This window comes from Methylocystis rosea (assembly GCF_003855495.1).
GTDB lineage: Bacteria > Pseudomonadota > Alphaproteobacteria > Rhizobiales > Beijerinckiaceae > Methylocystis > Methylocystis rosea_A.
In genome coordinates, this window is the sequence record NZ_CP034086.1 from 1179472 (window position 1) to 1194104 (window position 14633).

General features: G+C 63.1%; 13 protein-coding genes. 8 read left to right on the plus strand and 5 right to left on the minus strand.

Annotated elements, in window-relative coordinates:
• Nucleotides 1-47: 47 nt before the first annotated feature.
• Nucleotides 48-2495 (minus strand): DNA topoisomerase (ATP-hydrolyzing) subunit B, encoded by a 2448-nt coding sequence (gene gyrB, locus EHO51_RS05645; RefSeq protein ID WP_124738073.1) that lies wholly within the window; start codon nt 2493-2495, stop codon nt 48-50.
• Nucleotides 2496-2750: 255 nt separating this feature from the next.
• On the opposite strand from gyrB, the gene EHO51_RS05650 reads away from it, so the two are divergent.
• On the plus strand, nt 2751-3920 hold the full coding sequence (locus EHO51_RS05650) for a zinc-dependent alcohol dehydrogenase (RefSeq protein ID WP_124738074.1): 1170 nt from the start codon (nt 2751-2753) through the stop codon (nt 3918-3920).
• 429 nt (nt 3921-4349) lie between these two features.
• Here EHO51_RS05650 and recF read toward each other — a convergent pair whose 3' ends face one another.
• Both recF and EHO51_RS05660 read right to left on the minus strand, forming a co-directional pair.
• On the minus strand, nt 4350-5489 hold the full coding sequence (recF, locus tag EHO51_RS05655; RefSeq protein WP_124738075.1) for a DNA replication/repair protein RecF: 1140 nt from the start codon (nt 5487-5489) through the stop codon (nt 4350-4352).
• 43 nt (nt 5490-5532) lie between these two features.
• Nucleotides 5533-6102, minus strand: coding sequence for a DUF3124 domain-containing protein (locus EHO51_RS05660; protein ID WP_245434763.1), 570 nt, complete (start codon nt 6100-6102; stop codon nt 5533-5535).
• A 415-nt stretch (nt 6103-6517) separates the two neighbouring features.
• On the opposite strand from EHO51_RS05660, the gene coaBC reads away from it, so the two are divergent.
• From coaBC to dnaA, 6 genes are all read left to right on the plus strand, one after another.
• The gene (gene coaBC / locus EHO51_RS05665) at nt 6518-7738 is read left to right on the plus strand and encodes a bifunctional phosphopantothenoylcysteine decarboxylase/phosphopantothenate--cysteine ligase CoaBC (RefSeq protein WP_245434764.1); all 1221 of its coding nucleotides are present in this window, start codon (nt 6518-6520) and stop codon (nt 7736-7738) included.
• Nucleotides 7735-8196 carry a dUTP diphosphatase gene (gene dut, locus EHO51_RS05670; protein WP_124738078.1) on the plus strand — a complete coding sequence of 154 codons (462 nt, stop codon included), beginning with the start codon at nt 7735-7737 and terminating at the stop codon, nt 8194-8196. Before coaBC ends, dut begins: the two co-directional genes overlap by 4 nt.
• Nucleotides 8196-8642 (plus strand): RrF2 family transcriptional regulator, encoded by a 447-nt coding sequence (locus tag EHO51_RS05675; RefSeq protein ID WP_124738079.1) that lies wholly within the window; start codon nt 8196-8198, stop codon nt 8640-8642. Before dut ends, EHO51_RS05675 begins: the two co-directional genes overlap by 1 nt.
• A 41-nt stretch (nt 8643-8683) precedes the next feature.
• Entirely contained in the window at nt 8684-9457 is a 774-nt protein-coding gene (locus EHO51_RS05680; RefSeq protein ID WP_124738080.1) for an enoyl-CoA hydratase, read from the plus strand.
• Nucleotides 9458-9576: 119 nt separating this feature from the next.
• Complete coding sequence (gene rpsT / locus EHO51_RS05685; protein WP_026222925.1) at nt 9577-9849, plus strand: 30S ribosomal protein S20; 273 nt, start codon at nt 9577-9579, stop codon at nt 9847-9849.
• A 939-nt stretch (nt 9850-10788) separates the two neighbouring features.
• Nucleotides 10789-12291, plus strand: coding sequence for a chromosomal replication initiator protein DnaA (dnaA, locus tag EHO51_RS05690; RefSeq protein WP_124738081.1), 1503 nt, complete (start codon nt 10789-10791; stop codon nt 12289-12291).
• Nucleotides 12292-12363: 72 nt separating this feature from the next.
• Here dnaA and EHO51_RS05695 read toward each other — a convergent pair whose 3' ends face one another.
• Nucleotides 12364-13449, minus strand: coding sequence for a polyamine ABC transporter substrate-binding protein (locus EHO51_RS05695; RefSeq protein WP_124738082.1), 1086 nt, complete (start codon nt 13447-13449; stop codon nt 12364-12366).
• 105 nt (nt 13450-13554) lie between these two features.
• Here EHO51_RS05695 and EHO51_RS05700 point away from each other — a divergent pair, with 105 nt between their 5' ends.
• Nucleotides 13555-14028, plus strand: a complete 474-nt coding sequence (locus EHO51_RS05700) for an MmcB family DNA repair protein (protein WP_018408099.1) — start codon at nt 13555-13557, stop codon at nt 14026-14028.
• 5 nt (nt 14029-14033) lie between these two features.
• On the opposite strand, the gene EHO51_RS05705 is transcribed toward EHO51_RS05700, so the two are convergent.
• Nucleotides 14034-14627: an ActR/PrrA/RegA family redox response regulator transcription factor gene (locus EHO51_RS05705; protein ID WP_124738083.1), complete on the minus strand. Its 594-nt coding sequence runs from the start codon at nt 14625-14627 to the stop codon at nt 14034-14036.
• Between the last annotated feature and the right edge of the window lie 6 nt (nt 14628-14633).

A 14633-nucleotide genomic window follows, 5' to 3' on the forward strand; every position in this document is an offset into this window, starting at 1 on the left:
GGCACCGAAAGGCATATCAGGGTGCGTCGTCAACGCTTCGCATTTCCTTACACATCCAAATTGGCGACGTTCAGCGCATTCTCTTGAATGAATTCGCGTCTCGGCTCCACGACGTCGCCCATCAGCTTGACGAAAATGTCGTCCGCCTCCACGGCTTCCTTCACCTTCACCTGCAGGAGCGAACGCGCGTCGCGGTCGAGAGTCGTCTCCCAGAGCTGTTCGGCGTTCATCTCGCCGAGACCCTTGTAGCGCTGGATCGTCAGGCCCTTGCGGCCGATCGAGTTCATCGCGTCGTAAAGCGCGAGCGGACCGGAGAGCGGCGCTTCGTCGCCGCGCCGGATCAGAGTCGCCGGCGCGGCGAAGATTTCGCGCAGGCTCTCGGCGCGCTCATGGAGCTTGCGCGCCTCGCTTGAATTCAAGAGCGATGCGTCGAGCGTCACCGCATGCGTCACGCCGCGCAGCGTGCGCTTGAAGACATATTCGAGACTTTGGCCGGCCTCACGCACCTCGCCCGTCCAGCCGCGTTCGGTTTCCTCCGAAATCGCATCGAGGCGTCGCGAGATGTCGTCGGCGTAGCGCTTCGCCTCCGCTGCATCCGTCAGCGGCGTCAGATCGCCGGCCATCGCCGCCTGTTCGATGACGGCGCGGTCATAGCGCGAATGCAGGCTCAGCATCACATTGCGGAACGCGCGCGTATCTTCGAGCGTTTGACGCAGGTCGGCGCCGGCGCGATCTTCCGAGCCGGTGCGCAGCACCGCGCCGTCGAGCAGACTCTCGATCAGATAATCTTCAAGCGCGCGTTCGTCTTTCAGATATTGCGTCGACTTGCCGCGCATCACTTTGTAGAGCGGCGCCTGGGCGATGAAAATATGCCCGCGCTCGATCAGCTCCGGCATCTGCCGATAGAAGAAGGTCAGGATCAGAGTGCGGATATGGGCGCCGTCGACGTCGGCGTCCGTCATGATGATGACCTTGTGATAGCGCAGCTTGTCGACGTTGAACTCGTCGCGGCCGATGCCCGTACCCAGCGCGGTGATCAGCGTGCCGATCTGTTCGGATGACAGCATCTTGTCGAAACGCGCGCGCTCGACATTGAGGATCTTGCCGCGCAGCGGCAGCACCGCCTGAAATTCCCGATTGCGGCCCTGCTTGGCCGTGCCGCCGGCGGAGTCGCCTTCGACGATGAACAGTTCGGCCTTGGCCGGATCGCGCTCCTGGCAATCGGCAAGCTTGCCTGGAAGATTGGCGACGTCGAGCGCTCCCTTGCGGCGCGTCAGCTCGCGCGCCTTGCGCGCCGCTTCGCGCGCGGCGGCCGCTTCGCACACTTTGGAAACGACGATCTTGGCTTCGGCCGGATGCTCCTCCAGCCATTGGCCGAGCAATTCGTTGACGATATTCTCGACGGCCGGGCGCACTTCCGAGGAGACGAGCTTGTCCTTCGTCTGCGAGGAGAATTTCGGGTCCGGCACTTTCACCGACAGAACGCAAGTCAGTCCCTCGCGGCAGTCATCGCCGGTGAGATCGACTTTCTCGCGCTTGGCGACGCCGGAGGATTCGGCGTAGCCGGTGATCTGGCGCGTCAGCCCGCCGCGAAATCCAGCGAGATGCGCGCCGCCGTCACGCTGGGGAATGTTGTTGGTGAAGGCCAGCACATTTTCGTGATAGCTGTCGTTCCACCACAGCGCGACTTCGACGTTGATTTGGTCGCGCTGGCCGTGAATGAGGATCGGCGCCGAGACAAGCGGCGTCTTCGCGCGGTCGAGATAGCGCACGAAAGCTTCAAGCCCGCCCTCGTAATAAAGCTCTTCCCGCTTGACCTCGGCGTGTCGCGCGTCGGTCAAAACGATGCGCACGCCGGAATTGAGAAAGGCAAGTTCGCGAAGCCGATGCTCGATCGTCGCAAGGTCGAACTCGGTCATCGTGAAGGTCGCGGACGACGGTAGAAACGTCACTTCGGTGCCGCGCTTGGGCGCGCGGTCGACGACCGGCGCGTCCCCCACGACGATGAGCGGCGCAACCGCGTCGCCGTTGGCGAATTCTATTGCGTGTTCTTTGCCGTCGCGCCAGACGCGCAGCTTCAGCCACACGGAGAGGGCGTTGACCACGGAGACGCCGACGCCGTGCAGACCGCCAGATACCTTGTAGGAGTTCTGGTCGAACTTTCCGCCGGCGTGCAGCTGCGTCATGATCACTTCGGCCGCTGAAACGCCTTCCTCGTGATGGATGTCGGTCGGAATGCCGCGGCCATTATCGAAGACCGTGCAGGAGCCGTCTGCGTTGAGCGTCACGTCGACATGGGTGGCATGGCCGGCGAGCGCCTCGTCGATAGCGTTGTCGACCACCTCGTAAACCATGTGGTGGAGGCCGGTGCCATCGTCCGTGTCGCCGATATACATGCCCGGACGCTTGCGCACGGCGTCGAGGCCACGCAGCACCCTGATGGACCCTGCGCCATATTCCGCCGGGTCGCCGTTCAGATTGTCGCTATCGCTCATATTTTTTGGGAGTTTCCGTGCTGTTGAGGGCTCATGATTCGAACAGGCGATCTTACCGCAAATGGCGACGTCAATGCACGGAAATAGTTGACGATTGGGCGCTTTTGCCAGGGAACGCGCCACCTATGCCGGGCGCTCGCTGACCCTTAGTGCGGGCTGGAACCATTTGCTGCGGCCGCTAGTTCACAGGCGGGGCGACGCGCTCGCGTTTCGGGCTGGCTAAGCTCGCGGGCCGCCAAGAGAAAGTCACTTTCCATGAAAGCGCTTACCTTCCACGGCAAAAGCGACATTCGCTGCGAGAGCGTTCCCGACCCCAAAATCGAAGACCCGCGCGACGCTATCATCAAGGTCACCGCCTGCGCGATCTGTGGCTCCGATGTGCACATTTTCGATGGCGTCGTTCCTGAAATGCATACTGGAGACGTGCTCGGGCACGAAACCATGGGCGAGGTCGTCGAAGTCGGCTCGGAAACGAAGAAACTGAAGGTCGGCGACCGAGTCGTGGTGCCCTTCACCATTTCCTGCGGGGAATGTTTCTTCTGCCAGCGCGGGTATTTCTCCGCCTGCGAGCGCACCAACCGTGACCGCGCCAAGGCTGAAAAGCTCTGGGGACACTCTCCGGCCGGTCTGTTCGGCTATTCGCATCTCCTGGGCGGTTACGCTGGCGGCCAGGCGGAATATCTGCGCGTGCCGCACGCAGACGTCGGGCCCATCAAGGTCCCCTCTCAGCTTCGCGACGATCAGCTGCTGTTTTTGTCCGACATTTTCCCGACGGGCTATATGGCGGCCGAATTCTGCAACATTCAGCCCGGCGACGTCATCGCGATCTGGGGGTGCGGCCCGGTCGGGCAATTTGCCATCCGCAGCGCGTTCCTGCTTGGCGCCGATCGCGTCATCGCGATCGACAAGGTGCCTGAGCGGCTCAGCCTCGCCAAAGCGGCCGGGGCGGAGACGATCGACTATAGCAAGGTTGATGTTTACGAGGCGATCCAAAGCCTGACAAAGGGCCGAGGCGCCGACGCCTGCATTGACGCGGTCGGAACCGAACCCGACCCGACCGCCAGCATCGACTCGATGATCGACCGCGCCAAGGTCGCGACGTTTCTTGGGACCGATCAGCCGCATGTGCTGCGCCAGGCGATTCATTGCTGCCGCAATTTCGGAACGGTGTCGATCGTCGGCGTTTACGCGGGATTTCTCGACAAAGTGCCGCTGGGATCGGCGATGAATCGCGGCCTCACCTTCCGCATGGCGCAGACTCCCGTTCAGCGCTATTTGCCGAGGTTGCTTGAACGTATCGAGTCCGGGGATATCGATCCATCCTTCGTCGTCACGCACCGAGGATCGCTCGAGGACGGGCCTGAGCTCTACAAGACTTTTCGCGACCGGAAGGACGGCTGCGTGAAAGTCGTGCTCACTCCTTGATACGTACGCGCTAGTCCCCGGATACGTTCGGAGGATCGCGGTCTTGGACCTTCGCGCGGCGGCGGAGAATGCCGCGCGTCACCACGTCAACGCGTAAGGCGAAGAGCAGGGCGATGATCAGAAATGTGGCGCCTATAAACCAGGCCGTGAATCCGACAAGAGCGCCGACAGCCAGCCAGACCAAAAAGAGGGCCAATCCAAATATCGCCAGTAAGGTAGTCATTCTGCCCGAAATAGTTGTCCGTTGCGGAAACAGGAGACCGCCGCTGTCACGTTCTACACGCCATGAGGCTTACTCCAATTTTTTTCAATTGCGACGCGAAATCTCGCGAAATCCCCTCTTCATTCGTTCATTTTCGCGTCATACGAGCATATTTATCATCTATAAATCTCAGGTTGCAGCATGCCGAGCGCCTACGCGGCGCGCCCTCAGACATGGGTGGCGCAGCCGGGCGTGACAAGCAGAGTCTCGGCGGACATGCGCAAGGGCGCAAATAAGGCGGGGTCGGCGCCAGTCATCCAGACCTGGCCGCCAAGCGCCTGCAGTTCCGCGTAGAGAGCCTCACGGCGCTTCACGTCAAAATGCGCGGCGATCTCGTCGAGAAGAAGAATCGGCGCATGTCCGGTCATGGCGCCGATCAGCTTCGCATGCGCCAGAGTCAGCCCCGTCAGCAGGGCTTTCTGCTCGCCGGTTGAACAGGCCCGAGCCGCCTCATTCTTTGGACCGTGGCGCACGGCGAGATCACTCGCCTGTGGACCGATTAACGTTCGTCCAGCGGCGGCGTCACGGCGGCGCGACGCGGCGAGTTCGCCTCGGTACCATTCCTCCACCGCGAGCGCTGGCTCGAGCGCCAGCCGCCGCTCCAGCTCGCCCTCGATCGTCACGTCCGCCCAAGGGAAGGGCGAGGCGTCGTCGCGGCCCGCGGCGATCAGCGCGACGAGCCGCGAAACGGTCTCGCGTCGCGCGGCGGCCACGGCGACGCCGAGCGCGGCGATCTCCTGCTCAGCGGCGTCGAGCCAGCGCCGGTCGGCGACGCCTTCTTCGAGAAGCCGGTTTCGGTTACGCAGCGCCCGCTCCAGCCTGTTGGCGCGCGCGCCGTGCTCGGCGTCGACGCCGAGCGCCAGCCGATCCAGAAAGCGCCGTCGTTCGCCGGCCGCGCCGGAAAAAAGTCCATCCATCGCCGGCGTGAGCCAGAGCACCCGCACATGATCGGCGAAGGCCCGCGCAGAACTCACAGGCATGCGATCAGCGCGAAAAAGCCGCTCGCCTGACGGCGTCAGACCATGGCCGAGCTGCGTCGCCACGCCGTCGGCTTCGACTTCGATCGAGACGGCGAAACCGCCGGCGCCGCCACGCCTCGCGCATTCGGCGAGTTCCGCGCGGCGCAGGCCGCGGCCGGGCGAGAACAGCGACAGCGCTTCGAGCAGATTGGTCTTGCCCGCGCCATTCTCCCCAAAGAGCGCAATCATCGTCGACTCGAACCGGCAATCGAGCGCCGCATAGGAGCGGAAGTCGCTGAGCGTCAGGCGGCGCACGCGCGGCGCGCTCTTGGTCGAAAGGGTCATCATGACGCCGTCGCGTCGAAGCGACGCGGCGCCTTCGCGCGAGCGATCATTGCGCGGGGGAAACGCGGCGTCCCGGCGAGAGGATGGCGTAGCTGTGGGGTCCGGTGAAGGACGTCATAATGGCCTCGATCAAGGGCTCGTCCGACCCTACGGCGGTTGACCAATCGACCGTGAAACTGGCGCCCGTGCCGCCGCGAACGTCGTCTTGCGCAATCAAGACCTGCAATGAGGCGTATGGCTTCAGATAGATGGGTTCATTCAGGTAGCTTTCGATCAACTGACCCGAGCCGTTGCGGTATTCGATCTTTTCGATCGCGAGAATATTCGTCGCCGAGGCGTTGTGTATTGACAGTGCGCCGGAGAAGTTCAGTCGCGTCACGCCGCCTTGCCCGATGAGCGTCGAATGCAGCGGAATCAGCGTGCGCCCGCGAAGGGCGAGTTTCTCCGCCGGAGCAGATGTCGTGGCGTCGGGGCTGACGATGACGGGCTGAGCCGACGGCGGCGACGACCGCGCCGCGCACTCCGTGACGAAGGCGCTCACGACCAGAGCGAGCGCAAGAACACCCGGGGCAAGAACACGGGGGACAAGAACACGCGGGGCAAGGTTAAGCGGCATTGCGCACACCTTTTCCTTTCGACTCGACATATGCGGCGCCGGCGCACACTAGCATCGCGCTGCGAAAGGTCTAATCGAATGTCATTCGCCGTGGAGGCCGACGGTTGGGCATGCGCGACGCGGCGTCGCATCGCGGAAGCCTAGCGTGTTTCGGTAATCTTGAGGCCAGCGCAGCGCGTTTTAACCGGGGGAGTCCGTTCTTGTCGGACGGGCCTTGCCCGAAAGCGTCGTGCGCGACCTTATCGCAGAGCGGCGAATGTAGGCGCAAGCGTCCCGCGAGCGGAAAAGCTCTCCCGATCGGATGAGCGAAGTCGTTTGGCCTTACGCATAAAATCTGTATTCTCCGCCTGCGGCGATCGGAGTTTATTCAGTGGCGGGCGTGGGTTGTGCGCGGAGCCTTGAGGCTAAGCGCGTCTTGCTGATCGTCGGCGGGGGGATCGCCGCGTATAAATCGCTGGATCTCGTGCGGCGGCTGCGCGAGCGCGGCGCGCGGGTGCGCGTCGTCATGACGGCGGCGGCCAAGGAGTTCGTGACGCCGCTCGCCTTCGTCAGCCTGGCGAACGAAAAAGTCTACGACGATCTCTTCTCCGCAACCGACGAGCAAGAGATGGGCCATATCCAGCTATCGCGCGACGCCGACCTTCTCGTCGTCGCTCCCGCGACGGCGCATATTCTCGCGCGCGCGGCCCGCGGTCTCTGCGACGATCTAGCGACCACTCTGCTGCTCGCAACCGACACGCGCGTCCTTTATGCGCCGGCGATGAATGTGCGTATGTGGCTTCACCCTGCGACGCAGCGCAACGTCTCGACGCTGCATGGCGACGGCGCCTGGTTTGTCGGGCCAAATGTCGGCGACATGGCCTGTGGCGAATATGGGCCAGGGCGCATGAGCGAGCCGCTGGAGATCGTCCAAGCGATCGAGTCGGCGCTGAAGCAGGATACAAGGCTGCCCGCGCCCGAAGGCCTATCGATGCGCGGCGGCGCGCTCGAAGGGCTGCATGTCGTCGTGACCTCCGGGCCCACCCATGAGCCGATCGATCCGGTTCGCTACATCGCCAATCGCTCGTCAGGACGGCAGGGGCACGCCATCGCGGCGGCGGCGGCGCGCGCAGGGGCGCGCGTGACGTTGATCACAGGGCCGGTCGCCCTCCCGGACCCCCCCGGCTGCGAGACCATACATATAGAGAGCGCGCGAGACATGCTGGCCGCCGTGGAGGCCGCGCTTCCGGCAAATATATTCATCGCCGCAGCGGCTGTCGCCGATTGGCGCGCGGAGCCGGCGGTCGACAAGATCAAGAAAGACGCGCGCGGCGCGCCGAGTCTGTCGCTTGTCGAAAATCCCGACATTCTTGCGAGCGTCTCACGCGGACCGAACCGCCCGCGCTTGGTCGTCGGCTTTGCGGCGGAAACGCGCGACCTTATCCGCCACGCGCAGGAAAAGCTCGCCCGAAAAGGATGTGATCTCATTGTTGCCAACGACGTCAGCGAGGGAACCGGCGTATTTGGCGGCGCCATGAACCAGGCCCATCTCGTCTCGCGAGCGGGCGTCGAAGATTGGCCGCTTCTTCGCAAGGAAGACGTCGCGGAGCGGCTCGTGGCGCGCTTTGCGCAGTTGATCAGCGGCGAAATGTCATGAAAGTCGCGATCCGCCGACTGCCGAACGCCGAAGGGCTGCCATCCCCGGCTTACGCCAGCGAAGGCGCGGCGGGGCTTGATCTCCACGCCGCCCTGGCGCCGGGGCAAAAGCTGGTGCTGGAGCCCGGCGCGCGCGATCTCATCCCCACAGGGCTCTCGATCGCGTTGCCTCAGGGCTATGAGGGACAGGTTCGCCCGCGCTCGGGCCTCGCCGCGGAGCACGGAGTCACCGTGCTCAACGCGCCGGGCACCATCGACAGCGACTATCGCGGCGAGATCAAGACGCTGCTGATCAATCTCGGGGGGCAGCCCTTCGAGATCGTTCGCGGCATGCGCATCGCGCAACTCGTGATCGCGCCCGTGACGCATGTGACGCTTGAGGAGGTCGATGATCTGGACGCAACGACGCGCGGCGCCGGCGGCTTCGGGTCGACGGGCGTGAGCGGAGAAGACGCGTGATGAAGCTTCTGCCGCGCACCGCCCGCTTCGCGCTCATGGCGACGCTCGACGTGGCGCTTCATGCACGGGGCCGGCCGGTGTCGTCAAAACAGCTCGCGGCGCGTCACGATCTCCCTCCGCGACGATTGGAGACGGTCTTGCAGGCTTTGGTGAGAGCGGGGATTCTCAAAAGCGTAAGAGGGCCGGCAGGCGGCTATGCGCTGGCGCGCGAGAGGCGTCGTCTTTCGGTCGGCGAGATCGTTCGCGTCGCCTTGCGTGCTGAAGAGGAAGAGGCGCCGGACGTGGCGCCGCCGCTGCTCTCGGCGGTGCTGGAGCCGATCATCGCCGAAGCCGAAGAAAGCGCGCTCCAGCAATTGGACAACGTGACGCTCGACGATCTGCACGCCCGCGCGGTCGCGCTCGGTTTTGGAGAAAGGCCGGACGCGAGCGGCGCTTTTGAGATATGAAGCGCAAGCCGGCAGAGTTGCCGGATGGGCGAGGAGGCCGCATGACTTATGACACGATTGCAGTCGAGACGCAGGGCCGAGTCGGACTGATCCGTCTCAACCGGCCTGAAGCGCTCAACGCGTTGAACGCACAGCTCATCGCCGAGCTCGACGACGCGCTCGCAGCGTTTGAATCGGACGACGGCGTCGGCTGCGTCGTCCTCACTGGCTCCGAGAAGGCCTTCGCCGCTGGCGCGGACATCAAGGAGATGCGCGACAAGGGCTTCGTCGACGCCTTTCTCGACGATTTCATCGGCCGGTGGGACGTCGTGGCGCGGGCCCGCAAGCCCATCATCGCCGCCGTCTCTGGGTTCGCGCTGGGCGGCGGCTGCGAAATCGCGATGATGTGCGACTTCATTCTCGCGGCGGACACGGCGGTCTTCGGCCAGCCGGAAATCAAGCTTGGCGTGATTCCCGGCGCCGGCGGCACGCAGCGGCTGACCCGCGCCGTCGGCAAGGCCAAGGCGATGGATCTCATACTGACGGGTCGGATGATGGGCGCCGAGGAGGCCGAGCGCGCCGGCCTCGTCGCGCGGATTGTCCCGGCCGCCGATCTTCTCGCCGAGGCGACCAAGACGGCGGCGACGATCGCGTCTATGTCGCTTCCCGCGGTGATCATGGCCAAGGAGGCGGTCAATCGCGCTTTTGAATCGACGCTCGCGGAGGGAATCCGGCACGAGCGAGGGCTTTTCTATTCACTTTTCGCCACGGGCGATCAAAAGGAAGGCATGAACGCCTTCGTGGAGAAGCGGAAGCCGGCCTTCGTTAATCGATAGGGCGCTGCCATTGACGAACGGCGGCCGCCGCGCTTATAAACCACGCCACTTGGCCGCGATTTCGCGGCCGCTTGGTTTTTAGGCGGCGCATCGCCGTCACTTTCGAGGACACGCAAAGCATGGCCAATACGAGTTCGGCCAAGAAAGCCGTTCGCCAGATCGCCCGCCGCACTTCGGTCAATCGTGCGCGTCGCAGCCGCATGCGCACTTTTGTGCGCAAGGTCGAGGAGGCGATCGCCTCGGGCGACGCCTCGGTGGCGGCGGACGCGCTGCAAAATGCCGTGCCGATCGTAATGCGCGCTGCGCAGCGCGGCGTCATTCACAAGAATACGGCCTCGCGAAAGGTTTCGCGACTGACCGCGCGCGTGAAGGCGCTGGCCGCACAGGCGTAGAGGCCTCGCTGCGCATAGCGTGAACGCAACATTCTAGGAGCCCGGCGAGAGCCGGGCTTTTTTATTGCGCAGGACGGCGACGGCAATTCGTCGCAATAAGCCAGATGACACGGTCGTGATTTTTTTTCGCAGCAATAATGCGTGATCATTCAAAATTCTCCCGATTCAATCTCTTGCAATGAAGCTGTCACGAACGGGAAAAAGCTAGGCACTTGACACGATTTTCGCGTTTGTTTCGCGCGGCGTTGGCGTGCGGCGAGCGACTCCAACGCGCCTGTCGCCTGTGGAATTTTATAGGCGGCGAATCATCGGCTTATGGCCAAAGATGACAAAAGATCGCGGCGCTCCGCTAGAGAACTCCAATCATTGTGACGGATTTAATCACGAGCGTCGTTGCGCGTGATGGCGCTGACGTGTAGCTTCGAAGGGTCGAACGAAAGGCGGTCGGCGTCGGTTTTTCATGGGCGCGCAATAGTGAGGGGAACGACCTGCGTTCCCCGGCGCGGATGGGCCCACAGAGCGAGACGCATTGCCGCCTTCCAGCCGTTCGGCGTGAAAACTCAAGTGATAGTTCGCAAGGGCGTAGAGTAAATTCCGTTTCCTGCGACGCGCATCAATCCGGGATTCTCGCTGATCCCGGACGAGGGAGGGCTTTGCCATGGCGAAGGGGCGGTTGGCCGAGACAGTCCAGGGAGCGCGCAGCGTCAACGTTCGCATCAGTGTGCGGTCGTTCGCGGCGCCGTGCAGCGTCTGTTTCACGCAGGAGGCCAACGTCGGCAGATGCGCGCGGCTCGCGATTGGGCCGCCTTCAAGAGTGTTGATTTAGCGCCGGTTGCGGCGACAATTACTCGATCCAACTAGGTTCCTTTCGATCAGCGCCAGCGGCGAGATTCGCCGGGGGCTCCCTTGCTGGCGCTCGTTTCGGAAAAAAGGTCTGATATGTCCGATCATAGAGAACAATTGGCAGACGACGGAGTAACCGCTGAAGATCGCTCGAAATGGGACCGAGTCCGACACAGACTGAGGAGCGACCTCGGCGACGCTGTTTACAATTCCTGGTTCACGCGATTGGAACTCGAGCGCATCGACGGCGGCGCAGTGCATCTGACGGTGCCCACCAAATTTTTGAAAAGCTGGGTGCAGTCGCACTATGCGCCGCGCATCAAGGCGCGCGTGGCGAGCGAATTCTCGAAAGTAGAGCGAGTCCTCATCGACGTGCGTTCGCCTATGCGCAAGACGCGCTCGCGTGAAGACGGCGCAGATCAGGTCGAGTCCAACGCGCCGCACTGCGCCGCGCGCGCCGTCGCGACATTCGCGCCGGCTCTCGAGGCGGCCAATGAAGGCAATGCGCGCCGCGCCGCTCGCCCGATGACCTTGCGTCACGACGCCGACGCATTCGTCGGCTCGCCGCTCGATCGACGGCTATCCTTCTCGACGTTTCTCGTCGGGCCGTCGAACCAGCTCGCCTATGCAGCCGCCTGCCGCGTCGCGGAGGCGCGCGCCGGCGATCTTCCGATGTTCAATCCGCTCTACGCCCATGCGGCGGTCGGGCTCGGAAAGACGCATCTCCTGCAAGCGCTTGCACATGCGTCGAACGACAACCGCCGGCATACGATTTATCTGACCGCTGAACGCTTTATGAGCGGCTTTGTCTCTTCGCTGACCACGCATACATCGCTGGCGTTCAAGGAGAAGCTGCGCGGCATCGACGTGCTGATCATCGACGACGTTCAGTTTCTTCAAGGCAAATCAATCCAGCAGGAATTCTGCCACACGCTGAATGCGCTGATTGACGCCGGCCGACAGGTCGTCGTCGCCGCCGACCGGCCGCCGTCGGAGCTCGACACGCTCGACGAGCGCGTGCTGTCGCGATTCAAGGGCGGGCTTTGCGTGGACATCGGCCCGCTGGACGAGTCCTTGCGCATCAAGATCCTCGCCGCGCGCATTGCATCGGCGAAGGAGTCGCAATCCAGTTTCTACGTGCCGCCGGAAGTCATCTCCTACGTCGCGCGCACGATCGCCACCAACGGCCGTGATCTTGAGGGCGCCGTCAATCGGCTTCTCGCCCACGCGACGCTGACCGGGGCGCCGCTAACCGTCGAGACCGCGGAAACGGCCATTCGCGATCTCGTGCGCACACAGGATCCCAAACGCGTCAAGATCGACGACATCCAGAAGCTCGTGGCGAGCCACTACAATATTTCACGCTCCGACATTCTGTCGTCTCGGCGCACCGCCAATGTGGTGCGGCCTCGGCAGATCGCCATGTATTTGTCGAAAGTGCTGACGCTGCGCTCGCTGCCCGAGATTGGCCGCAGGTTCGGCGGCCGCGATCACACCACCGTGCTGCACGCGGTGAGGAAAATCGAGGAGCTCGCCGCCAAGGACAAAGGGCTCGCCGAAGTCATCGAACTTCTGAAGCGCATATTGAGCGAGCAGTAGACGCGGCGCTCGGCTGGGTTCACGCGAAAAGCGTGGCGCGATCCGTCGGGCGCAAGTAAGCGCAAGATCTTTTCATCGGCCGGTCTTCACCGTCGTCCACATTCGGGTGATCAGTTTCTGAACTGTCTGATCGGGCGCCGTGACCGTAAACAGGCGTCGCATCGTGAGGTCGTTTGGATAGACCGACGGATCATTGGCGACCGCCTTGTCGATCAGCGGTCGCGACGGCGCGACGCCATTGGCGAAATTGGTGGCGATCGAATTGCGCGCGGCGATGTCGGGTCGAAGCAGATAGTCAATAAAGATATAGGCTTCGTCGAGATGGCGCGCATCCTTTGGAATCGCGAGATTGTCCAGCGACAGGAGCGAACCCTCGGTCGGTATCGTGTAAGCGATATCGACGTCGGTGCCGGCTTCGCGGGCGCGATTGCGCGCTTGCAGGCTGTCGCCCGACCAACCGATGGCGACGCAAATGTCGCCGTTCGCCAGCGCATTGATATATTCAGAGGAATGAAATTTTTTCACATAGCGGCGCAGACTCCCTAAGAGGCTGGCGGCGCGCGAAAGATCCTTCGGATTTTTCGAATTGGGATCGAGCTTCAGGTAGTTGAGCGCGATCGCGAACATGTCCTCCGGACTGTCGAGCATGTAGACGCCGCAGTCGGCGAGCTTCTTTAAATTTTCCGGCCGCAGGACCTGATCCCAGCTCGTTATCGGCTTGCCAAGCCGCTCCTGGACCTTCGCGACATCGTAAGCGACGCCCGTCGTGTACCACATGTAGTTGATGGCGTAGCGGTTGCCCGGATCGAAACGCGAAAGTCTGGAGTCGATCTCGGGCCAGACATTGCGCGCGTTGACAAGCTTGCTTCTGTCGATCGGCTGCAGCACGCCCGCCGCGATCTGCCGCTGGAGGAATGTCGCCGACGGCACGACCACATCGTAGCCGGTGTCGCCGGCAAGAAGCCGCGCCTCGAGCATCTCGTTCGAGTCATAGGTGTCGTAAATGACTTTGATTCCGGTCTCTCGGGTGAAGTCCTCGAGCACGCTTGGATCAATGTAATCGCTCCAGTTGAAAATGTTGACGACGCGCTCTGCGCCCAGGACGGGCGATGTTGCTGCGACGAGCGTGAGGAGGCATGCGAGAAGAAGCCGTTTCATGCGACTAGCCGTGTAGCGGATCAATGGGGCGAACCTATCATGGTTGCGCGCGCTTTGGCGACGCGCCATGCTGGGTGGAGCGGGCGACAGCCCAGCGGAGACACTATGACCGCGATCCTCGTAGAAGGCGCGACGGCGCTCGAAAGCCGCGCCGACGCGACCAAATGCGTCGCCCGCGGCGCCCGCCGCTACCTGAGGGCCTGCGGATTTTCGGTCGTTTGCGAAGCGCCCCTGCCGAACGGCCGACGCGCCGATCTCATCGCGCTCGCTTCCGACGGCGTCCTGCGCATCGTCGAGGTCAAGTCGAGCTACGCCGATTTTCGCGCTGATCTTAAATGGCCGCAGTATCGCGGTTTTTGCGATCGGTTCTATTTCGCGATCCCCGCATCGCTCGATCCGGCGATTTTTCCAAATGATGCGGGCTTGATCGTCGCGGACGCGCACGGGGCCCTGCTGACGCGCGAGGCGCCGGCGTTCCCCCTCGCGCCGGCCCGTCGACGTTCGATGCTGTTACGTTTCGCGGCGATGGCGGCGGACCGTTACTGCCTGCTGGCCTTCGGCGACGAACAGGCGAACTAAAGCCGTCAGCGGGGCGCACGCTTGGCGAGTATGCGTTGCAGGGTCCGGCGGTGCATGTTGAGCCGCCTCGCCGTCTCCGAGACATTGCGGTCGCAAGACTCGAAAACCCTCTGGATATGCTCCCAGCGCACGCGGTCGGCGGACATGGGATTTTCTTGAGCGTCGGGTTTGTCGACCTGCGTCGCCATCAGCGCGTGATAGATTTCGTCGGCGTCGGCGGGCTTCGCCAGATAGTCGAAGGCGCCGAGCTTAACAGCGGTGACCGCGGTCGCGATGTTGCCATAGCCGGTCAGAATGATTCCGCGCGCGTCGGGACGTGACGTCTTCAGCTTTGAGATGACGTCGAGGCCATTGCCGTCGTCAAGCCGCATGTCGATGATGGCGAACGCCGGCGGGTTCGTCTCAAGGGCGGCAAGGCCCTCGGCGACCGTTTCGCAGGGCGTCACCAGGAAGCCCCGCGCCTCCATCGCACGCGTCAGTCTGCCAAGAAACGGCTTGTCGTCATCCAGGATCAACAGTGAACGATCCTCTGGCGGCGCTGGAACTTGCTCAGGTTCCGAGACGCCTTCTCGATCGGCCTTCAATTCTTCGGTCGACATTGCGCG

Excerpts from the sequence above, each read along its gene's own strand:
- EHO51_RS05700 (WP_018408099.1), top strand. The coding sequence starts at position 13,555 with ATGACCGCGATCCTCGTAGAAGGCGCGACGGCGCTCGAAAGCCGCGCC.
- recF (WP_124738075.1), bottom strand. The coding sequence starts at position 5,489 with ATGATGACCCTTTCGACCAAGAGCGCGCCGCGCGTGCGCCGCCTGACG.
- EHO51_RS05650 (WP_124738074.1), top strand. The coding sequence starts at position 2,751 with ATGAAAGCGCTTACCTTCCACGGCAAAAGCGACATTCGCTGCGAGAGC.
- rpsT (WP_026222925.1), top strand. The coding sequence starts at position 9,577 with ATGGCCAATACGAGTTCGGCCAAGAAAGCCGTTCGCCAGATCGCCCGC.
- EHO51_RS05695 (WP_124738082.1), bottom strand. The coding sequence starts at position 13,449 with ATGAAACGGCTTCTTCTCGCATGCCTCCTCACGCTCGTCGCAGCAACA.
- dut (WP_124738078.1), top strand. The coding sequence starts at position 7,735 with ATGAAAGTCGCGATCCGCCGACTGCCGAACGCCGAAGGGCTGCCATCC.
- EHO51_RS05705 (WP_124738083.1), bottom strand. The coding sequence starts at position 14,627 with ATGTCGACCGAAGAATTGAAGGCCGATCGAGAAGGCGTCTCGGAACCT.
- EHO51_RS05675 (WP_124738079.1), top strand. The coding sequence starts at position 8,196 with ATGAAGCTTCTGCCGCGCACCGCCCGCTTCGCGCTCATGGCGACGCTC.
- EHO51_RS05680 (WP_124738080.1), top strand. The coding sequence starts at position 8,684 with ATGACTTATGACACGATTGCAGTCGAGACGCAGGGCCGAGTCGGACTG.
- gyrB (WP_124738073.1), bottom strand. The coding sequence starts at position 2,495 with ATGAGCGATAGCGACAATCTGAACGGCGACCCGGCGGAATATGGCGCA.
- EHO51_RS05660 (WP_245434763.1), bottom strand. The coding sequence starts at position 6,102 with ATGCCGCTTAACCTTGCCCCGCGTGTTCTTGTCCCCCGTGTTCTTGCC.
- dnaA (WP_124738081.1), top strand. The coding sequence starts at position 10,789 with ATGTCCGATCATAGAGAACAATTGGCAGACGACGGAGTAACCGCTGAA.